Raw genomic sequence first — 16,283 nt, forward strand, 5'->3', positions numbered from 1 at the left:
CCGGACGCTCCGGCGTCGTCCAGGGGGGCGGGGCTCGTGGTGCGCACGCGCTGCGGTCTTCCGTTCGTCTCGTCGGGTGGTCGCCCGGCCATCGTACGGCCCCGCTCCCCGCGGACCGCCCCCGGACCGCGACCCGCGCACTGCGGGGCGGTGTGAGATCGGTCGCCTTGCCTCTGACGCTGGCGCCGGGAAAGCGCTATCCGCTACGGTGGGACGGCACCGCGCGCGACGAGGAATGCGAGATAGGCTCGATATGCACAGTGCGCCGCGAGGCCGTCGGCCCCGCCCGGACGCCATGTGACCGGCACCCACCGAGGGTCGCCCGGCCAGTTCGATCGACGCCCCGAGCATCGAGCCCGCGGCGGGAATGAGGTGCGGTGAACGCGAAGGCCCCCCAGGCACAGACCGTCGGTTGGACCGAGCTCGACCACAAGGCGGTCGACACCGTCCGGGTCCTCGCGGCCGACGCGGTGGAGAAGGTCGGCAACGGCCACCCCGGCACGGCGATCAGCCTCGCGCCCGCCGCGTACCTGCTCTACCAGAACGTCCTGCGCCACGACCCCGCGGACCCGCACTGGCTCGGCCGCGACCGCTTCGTCCTCTCGGCGGGCCACTCGAGCCTGACGCAGTACATCCAGCTCTACCTGGCCGGGTTCGGCCTCGAGCTCGAGGACATCGCGGCGCTGCGCACGTGGGGCTCGAAGACCCCGGGCCACCCCGAGTACAAGCACACCGAGGGCGTCGAGATCACGACCGGCCCGCTCGGGCAGGGGCTCGCCAGCGCCGTCGGCTTCGCGATGGCCGCGCGCCGCGAGCGCGGGCTCCTCGACCCCGAGGCGCCCGCGGGCGAGAGCCCGTTCGACCACCACGTCTACGTGATCGCCTCCGACGGCGACCTGCAGGAGGGCGTCACGAGCGAGGCGTCGTCGATCGCCGGGACGCAGAAGCTCGGCAACCTGATCGTGCTGTGGGACGACAACCACATCTCGATCGAGGGCGACACCGAGATCGCGTTCACCGAGGACGTCCTCAAGCGCTACGAGGCGTACGGCTGGCACGTCCAGTTCATCGACTGGACCGCGGGCGCGGACGGCTACGTCGAGGACGTCGACGCGCTGCACGCCGCGATCGAGGCCGCCAAGGCCGTCACCGACCGCCCGTCGTTCATCGGTCTGCGCACGATCATCGCGTGGCCGTCGCCGACGAAGCAGAACACGCACGGGTCGCACGGCTCGAAGCTCGGCACCGACGAGGTCCGCGGCCTCAAGGAGGCCCTCGGCTTCGACCCCTCGACGACGTTCGACGTGGCGCCCGAGGTCATCCAGCACACCCGCAAGGCGCTCGAGCGCGGCACGCAGGCGCAGGCCGAGTGGGCACCGAAGTTCGAGGCGTGGCGCGCCGCCAACCCCGACCGCGCGGCGCTGCTCGACCGGCTGCGCGCCGGTGAGCTCCCGGCGGGCTGGGCCGACGCGCTCCCGACGTTCCCCGCCGGCAAGGCCGTCGCGACGCGTGCGGCGTCCGGCGAGGTGCTCTCGGCGCTCGCCGACGTGCTGCCCGAGCTCTGGGGCGGCTCGGCCGACCTGGCCGGCTCGAACAACACGACGATGAAGGGCCAGCCCTCGTTCCTGCCCGCCGAGCGCTCGACGCACGAGTTCTCCGGCGACGAGTTCGGCCGCACCCTGCACTTCGGGATCCGCGAGCACGCGATGGGCTCGATCCTCTCGGGCATCGTGCTGCACGGCCTGACGCGTGCGTACGGCGGCACGTTCTTCACGTTCAGCGACTACATGCGCGGCGCCGTGCGGCTCGCGGCGCTCATGGGCGTGCCGGCGATCTACGTGTGGACGCACGACTCGATCGGCCTCGGCGAGGACGGCCCGACGCACCAGCCCGTCGAGCACCTCACCGCCGTCCGGGCCATCCCCGGTCTGGCCGTCGTCCGCCCGGCCGACGCCAACGAGACGACCGCCGCGTGGAAGGCCACGCTCGAGCGCACCGACGGCCCGGTCGGCCTCATCCTCACGCGGCAGAACGTCCCGACGTTCCCGCGCGGCGAGGACGGCTTCGCCGGCGCCGAGGGAGTCGCGCGCGGCGCCTACGTGCTGCTCGAGTCGAGCACGCCGACCCCCGAGGTCATCCTCATCGGCACAGGCTCCGAGGTGCAGCTCGCCGTCGCGGCGCGCGAGACGCTCGAGGCGGCCGGCATCGGCACCCGCGTCGTCTCGGCGCCCTGCCTCGAGTGGTTCACCGAGCAGGACGAGGACTACCGCGAGCAGGTCCTGCCCGCGTCCGTGCGTGCCCGCGTCTCGGTCGAGGCCGGCATCGCGCTGTCGTGGCACAAGATCGTCGGCGACGCGGGCCGCAGCGTCTCGCTCGAGCACTACGGCGCCTCCGCGGCGTACGAGACGCTGTACGAGGAGTTCGGCATCACCGCCGACGCCGTCGTCGCCGCCGCGCACGAGTCGATCGCCGCCGCCTCGGGCGACGCCGCACCGACCTCCTCCGGCGCGACGCCCACGGAGAGCGGCACCGGCGACCAGCGCTGACACGTCGCCGACATCACGGCGCCCGCACCACCGGGCACCGGCAACAGCAGGGAAGGGGAACCACCATGGCACCGTCCGGCAGCAGCTCTCTCGACCGCCTCACCGCGGCCGGGGTCGCGATCTGGCTCGACGACCTCTCGCGCGAGCGACTCCGCACGGGGAACCTCGCCGAGCTCGTCGAGACGCGCGGCGTCGTCGGCGTGACGACGAACCCGACGATCTTCGCGAGCGCGCTCGCGAAGGGCGACGCCTACGACGAGCAGCTCCGTGAGCTCGCCGGCCAGGGCGCCGACGTCGACACGGCCGTCTTCACGATCACGACCGACGACGTGCGGGAGGCGGCCGACGTGCTGCGCCCGCTGCACGAGAGCACGGGCGGCGTCGACGGTCGCGTGTCGATCGAGGTGGACCCCCGGCTCGCTCGCGACGCCGAGGGCACCGTCGCGTCGGCCAAGGCGCTGTGGACGACGGTCGACCGGCCCAACGTCCTCATCAAGATCCCGGCGACCCAGGCGGGTCTCGCGGCGATCACCTCCGTGCTCGGCGAGGGGATCAGCGTCAACGTGACGCTGATCTTCTCGCTCGAGCGGTACCGCCTCGTGCTCGACGCGTTCCTCGAGGGTCTGGAGAAGGCGCAGGCCAACGGGCACGAGCTGGCGCCGATCGCGTCCGTCGCGTCGTTCTTCGTCTCGCGCGTCGACGCGGCGATCGACCCGCGGCTCGACGAGATCGGGACCCCTGAGGCCGCGGAGCTGCGCGGCAAGGCGGCGATCGCGAACGCCCGCCTCGCCTACGGCGTGTACGAGGACGTCATCGCCTCGGAGCGCTGGCAGCGGCTCGCGGACGCCGGTGCCCGTCCGCAGCGTCCGCTGTGGGCGTCGACCGGCGTGAAGGACAAGGCCTACCCCGACACGCGCTACGTCGACGAGCTCGTCGTCGCCGGCGTGGTCAACACGATGCCCGAGGCCACGCTCCAGGCGGTCACCGACCACGGCGACATCCACGGCGACACGGTGACGGGCACGCAGGCCGAGGCGCAGGCCGTGATCGACGGCCTCGCGACGCTGGGCATCGAGATCGACGAGGTCACCGAGACGCTCGAGACCGAGGGCGTGTCGAAGTTCGAGGCCAGCTGGCAGGAGCTGCTCGCGACGGTCACCGAGGGCCTCGCACGGGTGAGCCGGTGAGCCCCTCGAAGGTCTCGGCGGCGAACAACCCGCTGCGCGACCCGCGCGACCGTCGGCTGCCGAGGATCGCGGGGCCGTGCGGCCTCGTGATCTTCGGCGTCACGGGCGACCTCGCGCGCAAGAAGCTCATGCCGGCGGTCTACGACCTCACCAACCGGGGGCTGCTGCCCCCGGGCTTCGCGCTCACGGGGTTCGCCCGCCGCGACTGGGAGGACCAGGACTTCGCGCAGATCGTGCACGACTCGGTCAAGGAGCACGCGCGCACGCCGTTCCGCGAGGCGACGTGGCGCCAGCTCGCCGAGGGCATCCGGTTCGTCCAGGGCACGTTCGACGACGACTCGGCGTTCGACCGGCTCCGCGAGACCGTCGAGGACCTCGACGCCAAGCGCGGGACGGGCGGCAACCACGCGTTCTACCTGTCGGTGCCGCCGAGCTCCTTCCCGGTGGTCTGCCAGCAGCTCGCGCGCTCGGGGCTCTCGCAGCCCCGCGAGGGTGCCTGGCGCCGCGTCGTCATCGAGAAGCCGTTCGGCCACGACCTGCAGAGCGCGCGCGAGCTCAACGACGTCGTCTCCGAGGTCTTCCGCCCGGACGACGTCTTCCGGATCGACCACTACCTCGGCAAGGAGACGGTCCAGAACCTGCTCGCGCTGCGGTTCGCGAACCAGCTGTTCGAGCCGATCTGGAACTCGCACTACGTCGACCACGTCCAGATCACGATGGCCGAGGACATCGGCATCGGCGGGCGCGCCGGCTACTACGACGGCATCGGGGCGGCGCGCGACGTCATCCAGAACCACCTCCTGCAGCTCCTCGCACTGACCGCGATGGAGGAGCCGGTGTCGTTCGACGCCGACGACCTCCGCGCCGAGAAGGAGAAGGTCCTCTCGGCGGTCCGGCTCCCCCGCGACCTGGGCCGGCACACGTCGCGCGGCCAGTACGTCGCCGGGTGGCAGGGCGCCGAGGAGGTCGTCGGGTACCTCGAGGAGGAGGGCTTCTCAAGCACCTCGACGACGGAGACGTTCGCGGCCGTCCGGCTCGACATCGACACCCGCCGCTGGGCCGGCGTGCCGTTCTACCTGCGCACCGGCAAGCGCCTCGGGCGCCGCGTCACGGAGATCGCCGTCGTGTTCAAGCGCGCCCCGCACCTGCCGTTCGAGACGACCGCGACCGAGGAGCTCGGCCAGAACGCGCTCGTCATCCGGGTCCAGCCCGACGAGGGCGTGACGCTGCGGTTCGGCGCGAAGGTCCCCGGCACCGCGATGGCCGTCCGCGACGTCACGATGGACTTCGGGTACGGGCACGCGTTCACGGAGTCCTCCCCCGAGGCCTACGAGCGGCTCATCCTCGACGTCCTGCTCGGCGACCCGCCGCTGTTCCCGCGGCACGAGGAGGTCGAGCTGTCCTGGAAGATCCTCGACCCGATCACCTCGTACTGGGCGTCCAAGGGCGCGCCCGACCCGTACCGCTCGGGCACGTGGGGCCCCGACTCCGCTGACGAGATGATGGCCCGCGACGGCCGTGCCTGGAGGCTCCCGTGATCATCGACCTGCCCGGCACGAGCACGCGGGCGATCAACCGCCGGCTCGTCAAGGCGCGCGACGAGGGCGGCGCGGTCGCGCTCGGCCGCGTGCTCACGCTGATCATCGACGTCGACGGCCACGACGCCGAGGAGGCGATCGAGGCGGCGAACGACGCGAGCCGCGAGCACCCGTGCCGCGTCATCGTCATCGCCGAGGACACCACCGCGGGCGAGTCCCGGCTCGACGCGCAGATCCGGCTCGGCGGCGACGCCGGCGCGAGCGAGGTCATCGTCCTGCGCCCGGTCGGGCCGCTCGCCCAGCACCTCGACACGCTCGTGATGCCGCTCCTGCTGCCGGACGCGCCCATCGTGGTGTGGTGGCCGTACGAGATCCCCGAGGACCCGGCCCAGCACCCGCTCGGCCGCATGGCCCAGCGCCGGATCACGGACTCGACGCAGTGCGCGAAGCCGGGCGAGGTCCTGCGCCGGCTCGCGCAGGTCTACGCCGAGGGCGACACCGACCTCGCGTGGACGCGCGCGACCCTGTGGCGCGGGCTCATCGCGGCGACACTCGACCAGCCGCCGTACGAGCAGGTCCAGCGGGTCGTCGTCTCGGGCGAGAGCACGCACCCGTCGGTCGACCTCATCGCCGCGTGGCTCGCGCAGTCGCTGCGCTGCCCCGTCGAGGTCGAGCGCATCGCCGACGCCCCGGCGATCACGACGGTCCGGCTCGAGCGCGCCTCCGGCCCGATCGTCCTGGACCGCCCGGACGGCAAGACGGCCGCGCTCATCCAGCCCGACCAGCCCGAGCACCGCATCGCCCTGCCGATCCGGCAGCTGCGCGAGTGCCTCGCCGAGGAGCTGCGCCGGCTCGACGCCGACGAGGTCTACGGCGAGGTGCTGCAGAAGGGCCTCGCGAGGTTGAGCTCATGAGCACCCCGTCCCCCGAGCCGTCCGTGACGGCTCCCGAGCGGCAGCCGCACCACCGGCGCCGCGTCGTCGTGCACCCGGACGCCGGGACGCTCGCGGAGGCGGTCGCGGCGCGGCTGCTGACGCGGCTGCTCGACGTGCAGTCGCTGCACTCCCCCGTCCACGTCGGCCTGACCGGGGGGACCGTCGGCATCGAGCTGCTCCGGGCCGTGGCCCGCAGCCCGATCCGCGACGTCGTCGACTGGTCCGGCGTGCACGTGTGGTGGGGCGACGAGCGCTTCCTGCCGTCCGGGGACCCGGACCGCAACGAGACGCAGGCACGCGACGCGCTGCTCGCCGGCCTCGCGGACGTGCTGCCGGCGGAGAACGTGCACGCGATGCCCCCGCTCGGTGACGGGGTCGACACCCCCGAGCAGTCCGCGGAGGCGTACGCCGCCGAGCTCGCGCGCTTCGCCGCCGACGGTGCCGCCGCACCGGAGCTCGACGTGCTGCTGCTCGGGATGGGACCGGACGGGCACGTCGCGTCGCTGTTCCCCGGGCACGACGCGCTCACGGTGACCGGGACGCCCACCGTCGACGTGCACGGCTCGCCGAAGCCGCCGCCCGAGCGCGTGTCGCTGACGTTCGAGGCGATCAACGCCGCGCACCAGGTGTGGTTCGTGGTCGCCGGCGCCGAGAAGGCCGAGCAGCTCGGCGCAGCGCTCTCGGGTGCCGACGTCGCCGCCACGCCGGCCGCGGGGGCGTACGGGCGCGAGCGGACGCTGTGGCTCGTCGACGCCGCCGCCGCCGCGGGCATCCCGGCCTGAGGCTTCCGCCGGGCACGACGAAGGGCGCCTGACCTCGCGGTCAGGCGCCCTTCGCGCTGCCTGTCGGTGGTGCGCTCGCGTCAGCCCCCGCGGCGGGCGCGGAGCGCGGCGAGGGCCTCGTCGAGGATCGCCTCGCCGTCCTCGTCGGAGCGACGCTCCTTCACGTAGGCGAGGTGCGTCTTGTACGGCTCGTTCTTCGAGGGCGACGGCGGGTTCGCCTCGTCCTGCCCGGCCGGGAAGCCGCAGCGCGGGCAGTCCCACGTCACGGGCGCCTCGGCAGCGGCCTCCTCGGCGAAGCTGGGCCGGGTCTCGTGCCCGTTGGCGCACCAGTAGGAGATCCAGACGCGCGGCGCGCTGTCCCCCCGCTCGGCCTCGCCCATCGGGCCCGCACCGACACGCGAACCCCGGATCGCGCTTCCACTCGCCACGAGGGCCCCCTAGCTCACGCGCTGGATCAGGCCCAGCAGCACGATGATGATCGCCCACACGATCGCGACGGTGACGGTGATGCGGTTGAGGTTGCGCTCGGCGACCCCGGAGCTGCCTGCGCTGCTCGTGATGCCACCGCCGAACATGTCCGACAGACCGCCGCCCTTGCCCTTGTGCAGCAGGACCAGCGGGATCAGCAGGACGCTGGTCAGCACCAGCAGGATCTGGAAGGTGATGCGCAAGGCGTCCACGTCGGCGTCGGTTCCTCACTCGTTCTGGGACGTCACCCGAAGGTGGGTGCGGTACAGGTGACCGCGGTACAGGGTAGGCGACGCCGGCACTGGAAGGCCAACATCGCCACGGGACGGGTGCGCGCTCGTCGAGCGCGCACCCGTCCGCGGTGGTACAGGGACCTACAGGCCGACGTTGTGCGCCTGGAAGCGCGCGATCTTCGCGAACTCCTCGGGGTCGAGGCTCGCGCCGCCGACGAGGGCGCCGTCGACGTCCTCCTTGTCGAGGATCGAGGCCACGTTCGAGGACTTCACCGAGCCGCCGTAGAGCACGCGGACGGCGTCGGCGATCTCGGCCGAGTAGAGCTCCGCGAGGCGGGCACGGATCGCCGCGGCGACCTCCTGCGCGTCCTCGGGCGTCGCGACCTCACCGGTGCCGATGGCCCAGACGGGCTCGTACGCGATGACGACCTTCGCGACCTGCTCGGGCGTGAGCCCGGCGAGCGAGCCCTCGAGCTGCGCGAGCGTGTAGGAGACCTGCTCGCCGGCCTTGCGGACGTCCAGGCCCTCGCCGACGCAGACGATCGGGACGATGCCCGCGCCGAAAGCCGCGACGGCCTTCGCCGCGACGACCGCGTCCGACTCCGCGTGGTACTCACGGCGCTCCGAGTGGCCGACGGCGACGTAGCTGACGCCGAGCTTCGCGAGCTGCGCGGCCGAGACCTCGCCGGTGTAGGCACCGCTCGCGTGCGCCGAGACGTCCTGCGCCCCGTAGCCGATCTCGAGCTTGTCGGCGTCGACGAGCGTCTGCACGGAGCGGATCGCCGTGAACGACGGCAGCACGACGACCTCGGCGGCCGCGAAGTCGTGCTTCGCGTCCTTGAGCGACCACGCGAGCTTCTGCACGAGGTGGATCGCCTCGTTGTGGTCGAGGTTGAGCTTCCAGTTGCCCGCGATGAGCGGGATGCGCGTTGCCATGAGATCAGCCCTCCAGGACGGCGATGCCGGGGAGGGTCTTGCCCTCGAGGAACTCGAGGCTGGCGCCGCCACCCGTCGAGATGTGACCGAAGCCGGCCTCGTCGAAGCCGAGGATCCGGACGGCGGCGGCGGAGTCGCCACCGCCGACGATCGTGAACGCGCCGTTCGCGCCGGCGTCGATGATGGCCTGCGCCACCGCACGCGTGCCGCCCGAGAACGCCTCGAACTCGAACACGCCCGCGGGCCCGTTCCAGACGACCGTCTTCGCGTCGACGAGCTTGCTGCGGAAGAGCTCGGCGGACGCCGGGCCGATGTCGAGGCCGATGCGCTCGTCGGGGATCGCGTCGGCCGCGACCACGTCGTGCGGGGAGTCCGCCGCGAAGGCGTCCGCGACGACGATGTCCGTCGGGAGGACGATCTCGACGCCGCGCTCCTCGGCCTGCGCCAGGTAGCCCTTGACGGTCTCGATCTGGTCCTCCTCGAGCAGCGACTTCCCGACCGAGTAGCCCTTCGCCGCGAGGAAGGTGAAGACCATGCCGCCGCCGATGAGCAGGCGGTCCGCCTTGGTCAGCAGGTTCGCGATGACGCCGAGCTTGTCGGAGACCTTCGAGCCGCCGAGCACGACCGCGTAGGGGCGCTCCGGGTCCTCGGTCGCCTTGCGCAGCGAGTCGACCTCCTTGAGGACGAGCTTGCCGACCGCGGCGGGCAGCACCTGCGCGACGTCGTAGACCGACGCCTGCTTGCGGTGCACGACGCCGAAGCCGTCGGAGACGTACGCGTCCGCGAGGGAGGCGAGCTCGCCGGCGAGCTCCGCACGCTCCGCGTCGACCTTCGAGGTCTCGCGCGGGTCGAAGCGGATGTTCTCGAGCAGAGCGATCTCGCCGTCACCGAGCGCGGCGACGGTCTCGCGCGCCGACTCGCCGATGGTGTCCTCCGCGAGCGCGACAGGCTTGCCCAGCAGCTCGCCCAGCCGGGCGGCGACGGGCGCGAGCGAGTACTTGTCCTCCGGGGCGCCCTTGGGGCGGCCCAGGTGGGCGGTCACGACCACGCGGGCGCCGGCGTCGAGCAGCGCCGTGAGCGTGGGGAGCGCCGCGCGCACGCGGCCGTCGTCCGTGATCGTCGTGCCGTCGAGCGGCACGTTGAAGTCGGAACGGACGAGGACGCGCTTGCCGCGCAGGTCCCCGAGGTCCTCGATGGTCTTCATGGTCCTACTTCCTGACTCGGGGCAGCGGGGCACGAGCCCGACCGCCCGGGACATGACGACGTCCGCGTGCGCCCCGCGACCCGAGGGCCGTGCGGCGCACGCGGACGCATTGTCGTGCTGGTGGGGGGACGACGCGTCAGAGACGCTCGCCCACGTAGACCGTGAGGTCCACGAGGCGGTTCGAGTAGCCCCACTCGTTGTCGTACCAGGCGACGACCTTGACCTGGTCGCCGATGACCTTCGTCAGCTTGGCGTCGAAGATGCTCGAGGCCGGGTCCGTGACGATGTCGCTCGAGACGATCTCGTCCTCGGTGTAGACGAGGATGCCCTGGAGGGCGTCCGACTCGGCAGCGGCCTTGACAGCGGCGTTGACCTCGTCGACGGTCGTCTCGCGACCCGCCGTGAACGTGAGGTCCGTGGCCGAGCCGGTCGGGACCGGGACGCGCAGCGCGTAGCCGTCGAGCTTGCCCTTGAGCTGCGGGAGCACGAGGGCGACGGCCTTGGCCGCACCCGTCGACGTCGGGACGATGTTCAGGGCGGCGGCGCGCGCACGGCGCAGGTCCTTGTGGGGGCCGTCCTGGAGGTTCTGGTCGCCCGTGTAGGCGTGGATCGTGGTCATGAGACCACGCTCGATGCCGAAGGCCTCGTCGAGGACCTTCGCGAGCGGCGCGAGGCAGTTCGTGGTGCAGGACGCGTTCGAGATGATGTGCTGCGTCGCGGCGTCGTAGTCGGTGTGGTTGACACCGACGACGAACGTGCCGTCCTCGTTCTTGGCGGGGGCCGAGATGATGACCTTCTTGGCGCCGGCGTCGATGTGCGCCTTCGCCTTGGTCGCGTCCGTGAAGAAGCCCGTGGACTCGATGACGATGTCCGCACCGAGCTCGCCCCAAGGGAGGTTCGCCGGGTCGCGCTCCTCGAGCGCGCGGATGGCCTTGCCGTCGACGATGATCGACTTCTCGTCGTAGGTGACCTCGACCGGGAGACGCCCCAGGACGGAGTCGTACTTCAGCAGGTGCGCCAGGGTCTTGTTGTCCGTGAGGTCGTTGACACCGACGATCTCGATGTCCGCCCCGGACGCGAGAATCGCCCGGTAGAAGTTACGTCCGATGCGGCCGAAGCCGTTGATACCGACGCGGATGGTCACTTGCCCTCCTCGGCACGCGCCGACGAGGGGCCGGCGCACACAGTTGCGGTGATTGACGAGCACGCACGCCGATGTGCGCTCCACCGGTGGCTGCCGAGCGACGGCCACGCTGTGCGCGCGGCCGACTCTTGACCTCCACCGGATGTTCTTGAGCCTATACCCGTGACCGACCTCACGCCGGGACCATGGTCCGCGCTGAGACGGGTCCGCAGGTGGGCGGCTCGCGGGCGGCCGGTGGTGCCGCGGCTACAGGTCGAGCAGCTCCGGCGCGAGGCCCGCCTCGGTGTCCGGGATGCCCAGCTCGGCGGCCCGCTTGTCGGCCGTCGCGAGCAGGCGGCGGATCCGTCCGGCGACCGCGTCCTTGGTCAGCACGGGGTCCGCGAGCTTCCCGAGCTCCTCGAGCGACGCCTGCTTGTGCGCGAGCCGCAGCTCGCCGGCCTCGCGCAGGTGCTCGGGCAGGTCGGCACCGAGGATCTCGAACGCACGCTCGACGCGGGCCCCCGCGGCCACCGCCGCGCGCGCCGACCGGCGCAGGTTCGCGTCGTCGAAGTTGGCGAGCCGGTTCGCGGTGCCCCGCACCTCGCGGCGCACGCGCCGCTCCTCCCACACGAGCATCGTGTCGTGCGCGCCGAGCCGGGCCAGCATCGCGCTGATCGCGTCGCCGTCCCGGATCACCACGCGATCGACCCCGCGCACCTCGCGCGCCTTCGCGGTGATGCCGAGCCGGCGTGCGGCCCCGACCAGCGCGAGCGCCGCCTCGGGTCCCGGGCACGTGATCTCGAGCGACGACGACCGCCCCGGCTCCGTCAGCGAGCCGTGCGCGAGGAACGCCCCACGCCACGCCGCCTCGGCCTCCCCGACACCGGCGGACACGACCTGGGGCGGCAGCCCGCGCACCGGGCGGCCGCGGTTGTCGAGCAGGCCGGTCTGCCGCGCGAGCGACTCCCCGTCCTTGACGACCCGCACCACGTACCGGCTGCCGCGGCGCAGCCCGCCGGCCGAGACCACGATGACGTCGCTGCCGTGCCCGTAGACCTCGGCGATCGCCTGGCGCAGCCGTCGGGCCGCGATCCCCGTGTCCAGCTCGGCCTCGATCACGATGCGGCCGGAGATGATGTGCAGCCCGCCCGCGAACCTCAGGGTCGCGGAGACCTCGGCCTTGCGGCAGGACGTCTTGTCCACCTGGAGCCGTGCCAGCTCATCCTTCACCTGTGCCGTCAGCGCCATGGCGTCATCCTGCCACCACCTGAGGTCAGCTCGTGCGGGTACCGACGTCCCCGAGGTAGCCCTCCACGACGTCCCGCAGCGCCGCCGCGAGACGCAGCGGGTCGTGCCGCGCGGACCCGTCCCCGACCCGGACCTGACGCAGCAGGACGCGCGCGCCGAACGCCGCTGCCCTGGTCATGAGCACGTCGACGTCGTCGACCGCACCGGGGTCGGCGACGATCGCGTCCAGGTGCAGCCCGGGCGCGTGCTCGTGCAGCACGGCGAGGTGCTCCTCGGCGCACATGCCCGCGGTCTCCCCCGCGTCCGGCGAGAGGTTGAGCACGACGACGCGCCGCGCCGCGGTCCGGTGCAGCGCGGCCGAGAGCTCCGGCACCAGCAGGTGGGGCAGCACGGACGTGAACCACGAGCCCGGCCCGAGGACCACCCAGTCCGCCGCGTCGACCGCGGCGACCGCCTCGACGCACGCGGGCGGCGACCCCGGGACGAGGCGCACCTGCGCGATGCGGTCCGTCGTGACCGCCACCGCGCTCTGCCCGCGCACCACGCTCGTCCGGCCCGTGCCGTCCTCGACGTCCGCCTCGATGTCGAGCGGCACCGCCGACATCGGCAGCACCCGACCGCGCGCCCCGAGCAGCTTCCCGACCCAGTCGAGTCCCTCGACGGTGTCGTCGAGGAGCTCCCACAGCGCGACGATCAGCAGGTTGCCGACCGCGTGCCGGTCGAGGTCGCCCGACGAGGAGAAGCGGTGCTGGAGCACGTCACGCCACGTCCGGCCCCAGTCGGAGTCGTCGCACAGGGCGGCGAGCGCCATGCGCAGGTCCCCGGGTGGCAGCACGCCCAGCTCGTCCCGCAGGCGGCCCGACGAGCCGCCGTCGTCCGCGACCGTCACCACCGCGGTGAGCCGGTCCGACATGAGCCGCAGCGCCGACAGCGTCGCCGAGAGCCCGTGCCCTCCCCCGAGCGCCACGAACGCCGGGGCCAGGTAGGTCGGGTCCGCCGCGCGTGCCGCGCTCATTCCTTGCCGAGGTCGCGCGCGGTCACGGTCACGCGCTGACCCCGCTCCCGCAGGCGGCGGGCGAGCGCGTCGCTGACCGCCACGGAGCGGTGCTTGCCGCCCGTGCAGCCGACGGCGATCGTGACGTAGCGCTTCTCCTCGTGCAGGTAGCCGGCGAGCACCGGCTCCAGCGCGGACGCGTAGCGGTCGACGAAGTCGGTCGCGCCCGGCAGCCCCAGCACGTAGTTGCGGACGGGCTCGTCCCGGCCGGTGAGGTGGCGCAGCTCGGTGATCCAGTACGGGTTGGACAGGAAGCGGACGTCGACGACGTGGTCGGCGTCGAGCGGCAGGCCGTACTTGAAGCCGAACGACACGATGTTGACGCGCAGCACGTCCTCGCCGTCGCCCGTGACCGCCGAGCGCACCTCGCGCGCGAGGTCGTGGACGCTCAGCTCGGAGGTGTCGATCAGCACGTCGGCGCGCTCGCGGATGTCCGCGAGGAGCGCGCGCTCGGCCTCGATCCCGTCGAGGATCCGCCCGTCGCCCTGGAGCGGGTGCGGCCGGCGCACCTGCTCGAAGCGGCGGACCAGGACCTCGTCGGAGGAGTCGAGGAAGAGGATCCGGTAGTCGGTGCCGGTCGCGCGCAGCCCGGCGAGCACCTCGGCGAGGTCCGCGAAGAACTCCCGCGTCCGCACGTCGACGACCGCCGCGATCCGCTGCTGGCCGCCGCCTGGGCCGCCCTTCGCCACGAGACCGACGAGGTGGACGAGCATCTGCGCCGGGAGGTTGTCGACGACGTACCAGTCGAGGTCCTCCAGCACCGCCGCGGCGCGGGTGCGGCCGGCGCCGGACATGCCCGTGATGATCAGGACCTGGGGAGCGATCAGGCGCGGCGCCTCCGCGGCCGCCTCGAGGGCGGGGATCCCGGAGGGGACGGTGATCGGCGAGGGCTCGTCGCTCATAGGCTCAGCATGCCAGCCTCACCCGCGGCCCGTCGGGGACGCGGACGCGACCACGCCGTGCGCGTCGTCCGCCGCAACGCCACCCGACGGCGCCGCGCCGGCCTCCGCGGCAGCCACCGCGTCGCCGGCCCCACCGCCGCCGAGGGCCGCGACCACCGCCGCGGCCGTGCGCTCCCCCATCCCCGGCACCGACATGATCTCCTCGACCGAGGCCGCCTTGAGCCGCTTGAGGGAGCCGAACTGCTTGAGCAGCGCGGCCGAGCGCGCGGGCCCGAGACCCGGCACCGAGTCGAGCGCCGAGACGGTCATGCCCTTGCTGCGCCGCTTGCGGTGCGCCGTGATCGCGAACCGGTGCGCCTCGTCGCGCAGGCGCTGGAGCAGGTAGAGGCCCTCCGAGCTGCGCTGCAGGATCACCGGGTAGTCGTCGCCCGGCACCCAGACCTCCTCGAGCCGCTTCGCGAGCCCGCACAGCGCGACGTCGTCGATGCCGAGCTCCGCGAGCGCGGCCGCGGCGGCGGCGACCTGCGGCGGGCCGCCGTCGACGACCACGAGGTTCGGCGGGTACGCGAACCGCTGCGGGCGGCCGGTCGTGGCGTCGACCGGTCCGGAGCGGCGCAGCGCCTCGTCGTCGTCCTCGTCGGGCATGCCCTGGCCCAGGTCCATGTCGCCCGACTCGGCACGCTCGGCGAGGTAGCGCCGGAACCGCCGGGTGATCACCTCGTGCATCGCGGCCGTGTCGTCGCGCGCGCCCTCGCCCTCCGGGCCCCGGATCGAGAACTGGCGGTACTCGCTCTTGCGCGCCATGCCGTCCTCGAAGACCACCATCGACGCGACCTGGTACGTCCCCTGGTTGTGCGAGACGTCGTAGCACTCGATGCGCAGCGGCGCGGTCGGCAGGTCGAGCGCCTCCTGGATCTCGCGGAGCGCCTGGCTGCGCGTCGTGAGGTCACCCGCGCGGCGGGTGCGGTGCAGCGCGAGCGCGTGCTCGGCGTTGCGTCGCACCGTCTCCGCGAGCTCCCGCTTGTCGCCGCGCTGCGGCACGCGGACCTCGACCCGGCTCCCCCGCAGCCCCGTGAGCCACGCCTGCACACCGGGGACGTCCGGAGGCAGCACGGGGACGAGCACCTCCCGGGGCACGGCGCGCGACTCGCGCACCTCGGCGGCGCCCGGTCCGGGGCCGGCGAGCACCTCGTCGCCGTAGACCTGCTGGAGCAGGTGCTCGACGAGCTCGGCGTCGGTGACGTCCTCGACCTTCTCGACGACCCAGCCGCGCTGGCCGCGGATGCGCCCGTCGCGCACGTGGAACACCTGCACGGCGGCCTCGAGCTCGTCGCCGACGAGGGCGAAGATGTCCGCGTCCGTGCCGTCGGCGAGCACCACGGCGTTGCGCTCGGTCGCCCGCTCGAGCGCCGCGATGTCGTCCCGGAGCCGGGCCGCCTGCTCGTAGTCGAGCTCCGCCGCCGCCTCGCGCATGCGCGTCGTCAGCCGGCGCGTGAACTTGGCGGTGTCACCCGCCATGAAGTCGCAGAAGTCGCGCGCGAGGTCCGCGTGGTCCTCGGGCGAGATCCGCCCGACGCACGGCGCCGAGCACTTGTCGATGTACCCGAGCAGGCACGGGCGGCCCTGCTGGTTCGCGCGCTTGAAGACCCCGGCCGAGCACGTCCGCACGGGGAACACCCGCAGCAGCAGGTCGACGGTCTCGCGGATCGCCCACGCGTGCGCGTACGGCCCGAAGTACCGGGTCCCCGCCCGCTTGGCCCCGCGCATGACCTGCACGCGCGGGAACTTGTCCGCCAGCGTGACCGCGAGGTACGGGTAGCTCTTGTCGTCGCGGTACTTGACGTTGAACCGCGGGTCGAACTCCTTGATCCAGGAGTACTCGAGCGCGAGCGCCTCGACCTCGGTGCCGACGACCGTCCACTGCACGGAGGCCGCCGTGGTGACCATCTGCTGCGTGCGCTGGTGCAGGCCCGCGACGTCCTGGAAGTAGCTGTTGAGGCGCGAGCGCAGGCTCTTCGCCTTGCCGACGTAGATGACCCGGCCGTGCTCGTCACGGAAGCGGTAGACGCCCGGGGAGTCGGGGATCTCGCCCGGGGCAGGACGGTAGGTCGCGGGATCGGCCATGCC

Annotated in this window: 14 protein-coding genes; 5 read left to right on the forward strand and 9 right to left on the reverse strand. The window is 73.0% G+C overall.

What is annotated here, in order from left to right; genetic code table 11:
* Nucleotides 1-377: 377 nt before the first annotated feature.
* The 5 genes from tkt to pgl all read left to right on the forward strand — a co-directional run bounded on the left by tkt (nt 378) and on the right by pgl (nt 6,988).
* A complete protein-coding gene (tkt, locus tag NXY84_RS12400) occupies nt 378-2,546 on the forward strand; it encodes a transketolase (RefSeq protein WP_258723396.1) in 2,169 nt (722 codons plus the stop codon).
* A 65-nt stretch (nt 2,547-2,611) separates the two neighbouring features.
* Nucleotides 2,612-3,733, forward strand: coding sequence for a transaldolase (gene tal, locus NXY84_RS12405; RefSeq protein WP_258723397.1), 1,122 nt, complete (start codon nt 2,612-2,614; stop codon nt 3,731-3,733).
* On the forward strand, nt 3,730-5,271 hold the full coding sequence (gene zwf, locus NXY84_RS12410; RefSeq protein ID WP_258723398.1) for a glucose-6-phosphate dehydrogenase: 1,542 nt from the start codon (nt 3,730-3,732) through the stop codon (nt 5,269-5,271). Before tal ends, zwf begins: the two co-directional genes overlap by 4 nt.
* Nucleotides 5,268-6,185, forward strand: a complete 918-nt coding sequence (opcA, locus tag NXY84_RS12415; RefSeq protein ID WP_258723399.1) for a glucose-6-phosphate dehydrogenase assembly protein OpcA — start codon at nt 5,268-5,270, stop codon at nt 6,183-6,185. The genes zwf and opcA overlap by 4 nt, the downstream gene beginning before the upstream one ends.
* Nucleotides 6,182-6,988, forward strand: a complete 807-nt coding sequence (gene pgl / locus NXY84_RS12420) for a 6-phosphogluconolactonase (protein ID WP_258723400.1) — start codon at nt 6,182-6,184, stop codon at nt 6,986-6,988. The genes opcA and pgl overlap by 4 nt, the downstream gene beginning before the upstream one ends.
* An 80-nt stretch (nt 6,989-7,068) precedes the next feature.
* Here the strand turns inward: pgl and NXY84_RS12425 are convergent, their stop codons facing one another.
* The 9 genes from NXY84_RS12425 to uvrC form a co-directional block, all read right to left on the reverse strand.
* On the reverse strand, nt 7,069-7,416 hold the full coding sequence (locus NXY84_RS12425; protein ID WP_034624303.1) for an RNA polymerase-binding protein RbpA: 348 nt from the start codon (nt 7,414-7,416) through the stop codon (nt 7,069-7,071).
* 9 nt (nt 7,417-7,425) lie between these two features.
* On the reverse strand, nt 7,426-7,668 hold the full coding sequence (gene secG, locus NXY84_RS12430; RefSeq protein WP_258723401.1) for a preprotein translocase subunit SecG: 243 nt from the start codon (nt 7,666-7,668) through the stop codon (nt 7,426-7,428).
* A gap of 162 nt (nt 7,669-7,830) precedes the next feature.
* On the reverse strand, nt 7,831-8,625 hold the full coding sequence (tpiA, locus tag NXY84_RS12435; protein ID WP_258723402.1) for a triose-phosphate isomerase: 795 nt from the start codon (nt 8,623-8,625) through the stop codon (nt 7,831-7,833).
* Between the two features lie 4 nt (nt 8,626-8,629).
* Complete coding sequence (locus NXY84_RS12440) at nt 8,630-9,829, reverse strand: phosphoglycerate kinase (RefSeq protein ID WP_258723403.1); 1,200 nt, start codon at nt 9,827-9,829, stop codon at nt 8,630-8,632.
* A gap of 136 nt (nt 9,830-9,965) precedes the next feature.
* Nucleotides 9,966-10,973, reverse strand: a complete 1,008-nt coding sequence (gene gap / locus NXY84_RS12445) for a type I glyceraldehyde-3-phosphate dehydrogenase (protein WP_258723404.1) — start codon at nt 10,971-10,973, stop codon at nt 9,966-9,968.
* A 246-nt stretch (nt 10,974-11,219) separates the two neighbouring features.
* Nucleotides 11,220-12,200: a DNA-binding protein WhiA gene (whiA, locus tag NXY84_RS12450; RefSeq protein WP_183294629.1), complete on the reverse strand. Its 981-nt coding sequence runs from the start codon at nt 12,198-12,200 to the stop codon at nt 11,220-11,222.
* Between the two features lie 25 nt (nt 12,201-12,225).
* A complete protein-coding gene (locus NXY84_RS12455; protein ID WP_258723405.1) occupies nt 12,226-13,215 on the reverse strand; it encodes a gluconeogenesis factor YvcK family protein in 990 nt (329 codons plus the stop codon).
* Nucleotides 13,212-14,156 carry an RNase adapter RapZ gene (rapZ, locus tag NXY84_RS12460; protein ID WP_258723406.1) on the reverse strand — a complete coding sequence of 315 codons (945 nt, stop codon included), beginning with the start codon at nt 14,154-14,156 and terminating at the stop codon, nt 13,212-13,214. Before rapZ ends, NXY84_RS12455 begins: the two co-directional genes overlap by 4 nt.
* Before the next feature lie 18 nt (nt 14,157-14,174).
* Nucleotides 14,175-16,280 carry an excinuclease ABC subunit UvrC gene (uvrC, locus tag NXY84_RS12465; RefSeq protein ID WP_258723407.1) on the reverse strand — a complete coding sequence of 702 codons (2,106 nt, stop codon included), beginning with the start codon at nt 16,278-16,280 and terminating at the stop codon, nt 14,175-14,177.
* Nucleotides 16,281-16,283 lie beyond the last annotated feature (3 nt).

This window comes from Cellulomonas sp. NS3 (genome assembly GCF_024757985.1).
In the GTDB taxonomy this organism is placed as follows: domain Bacteria; phylum Actinomycetota; class Actinomycetes; order Actinomycetales; family Cellulomonadaceae; genus Cellulomonas_A.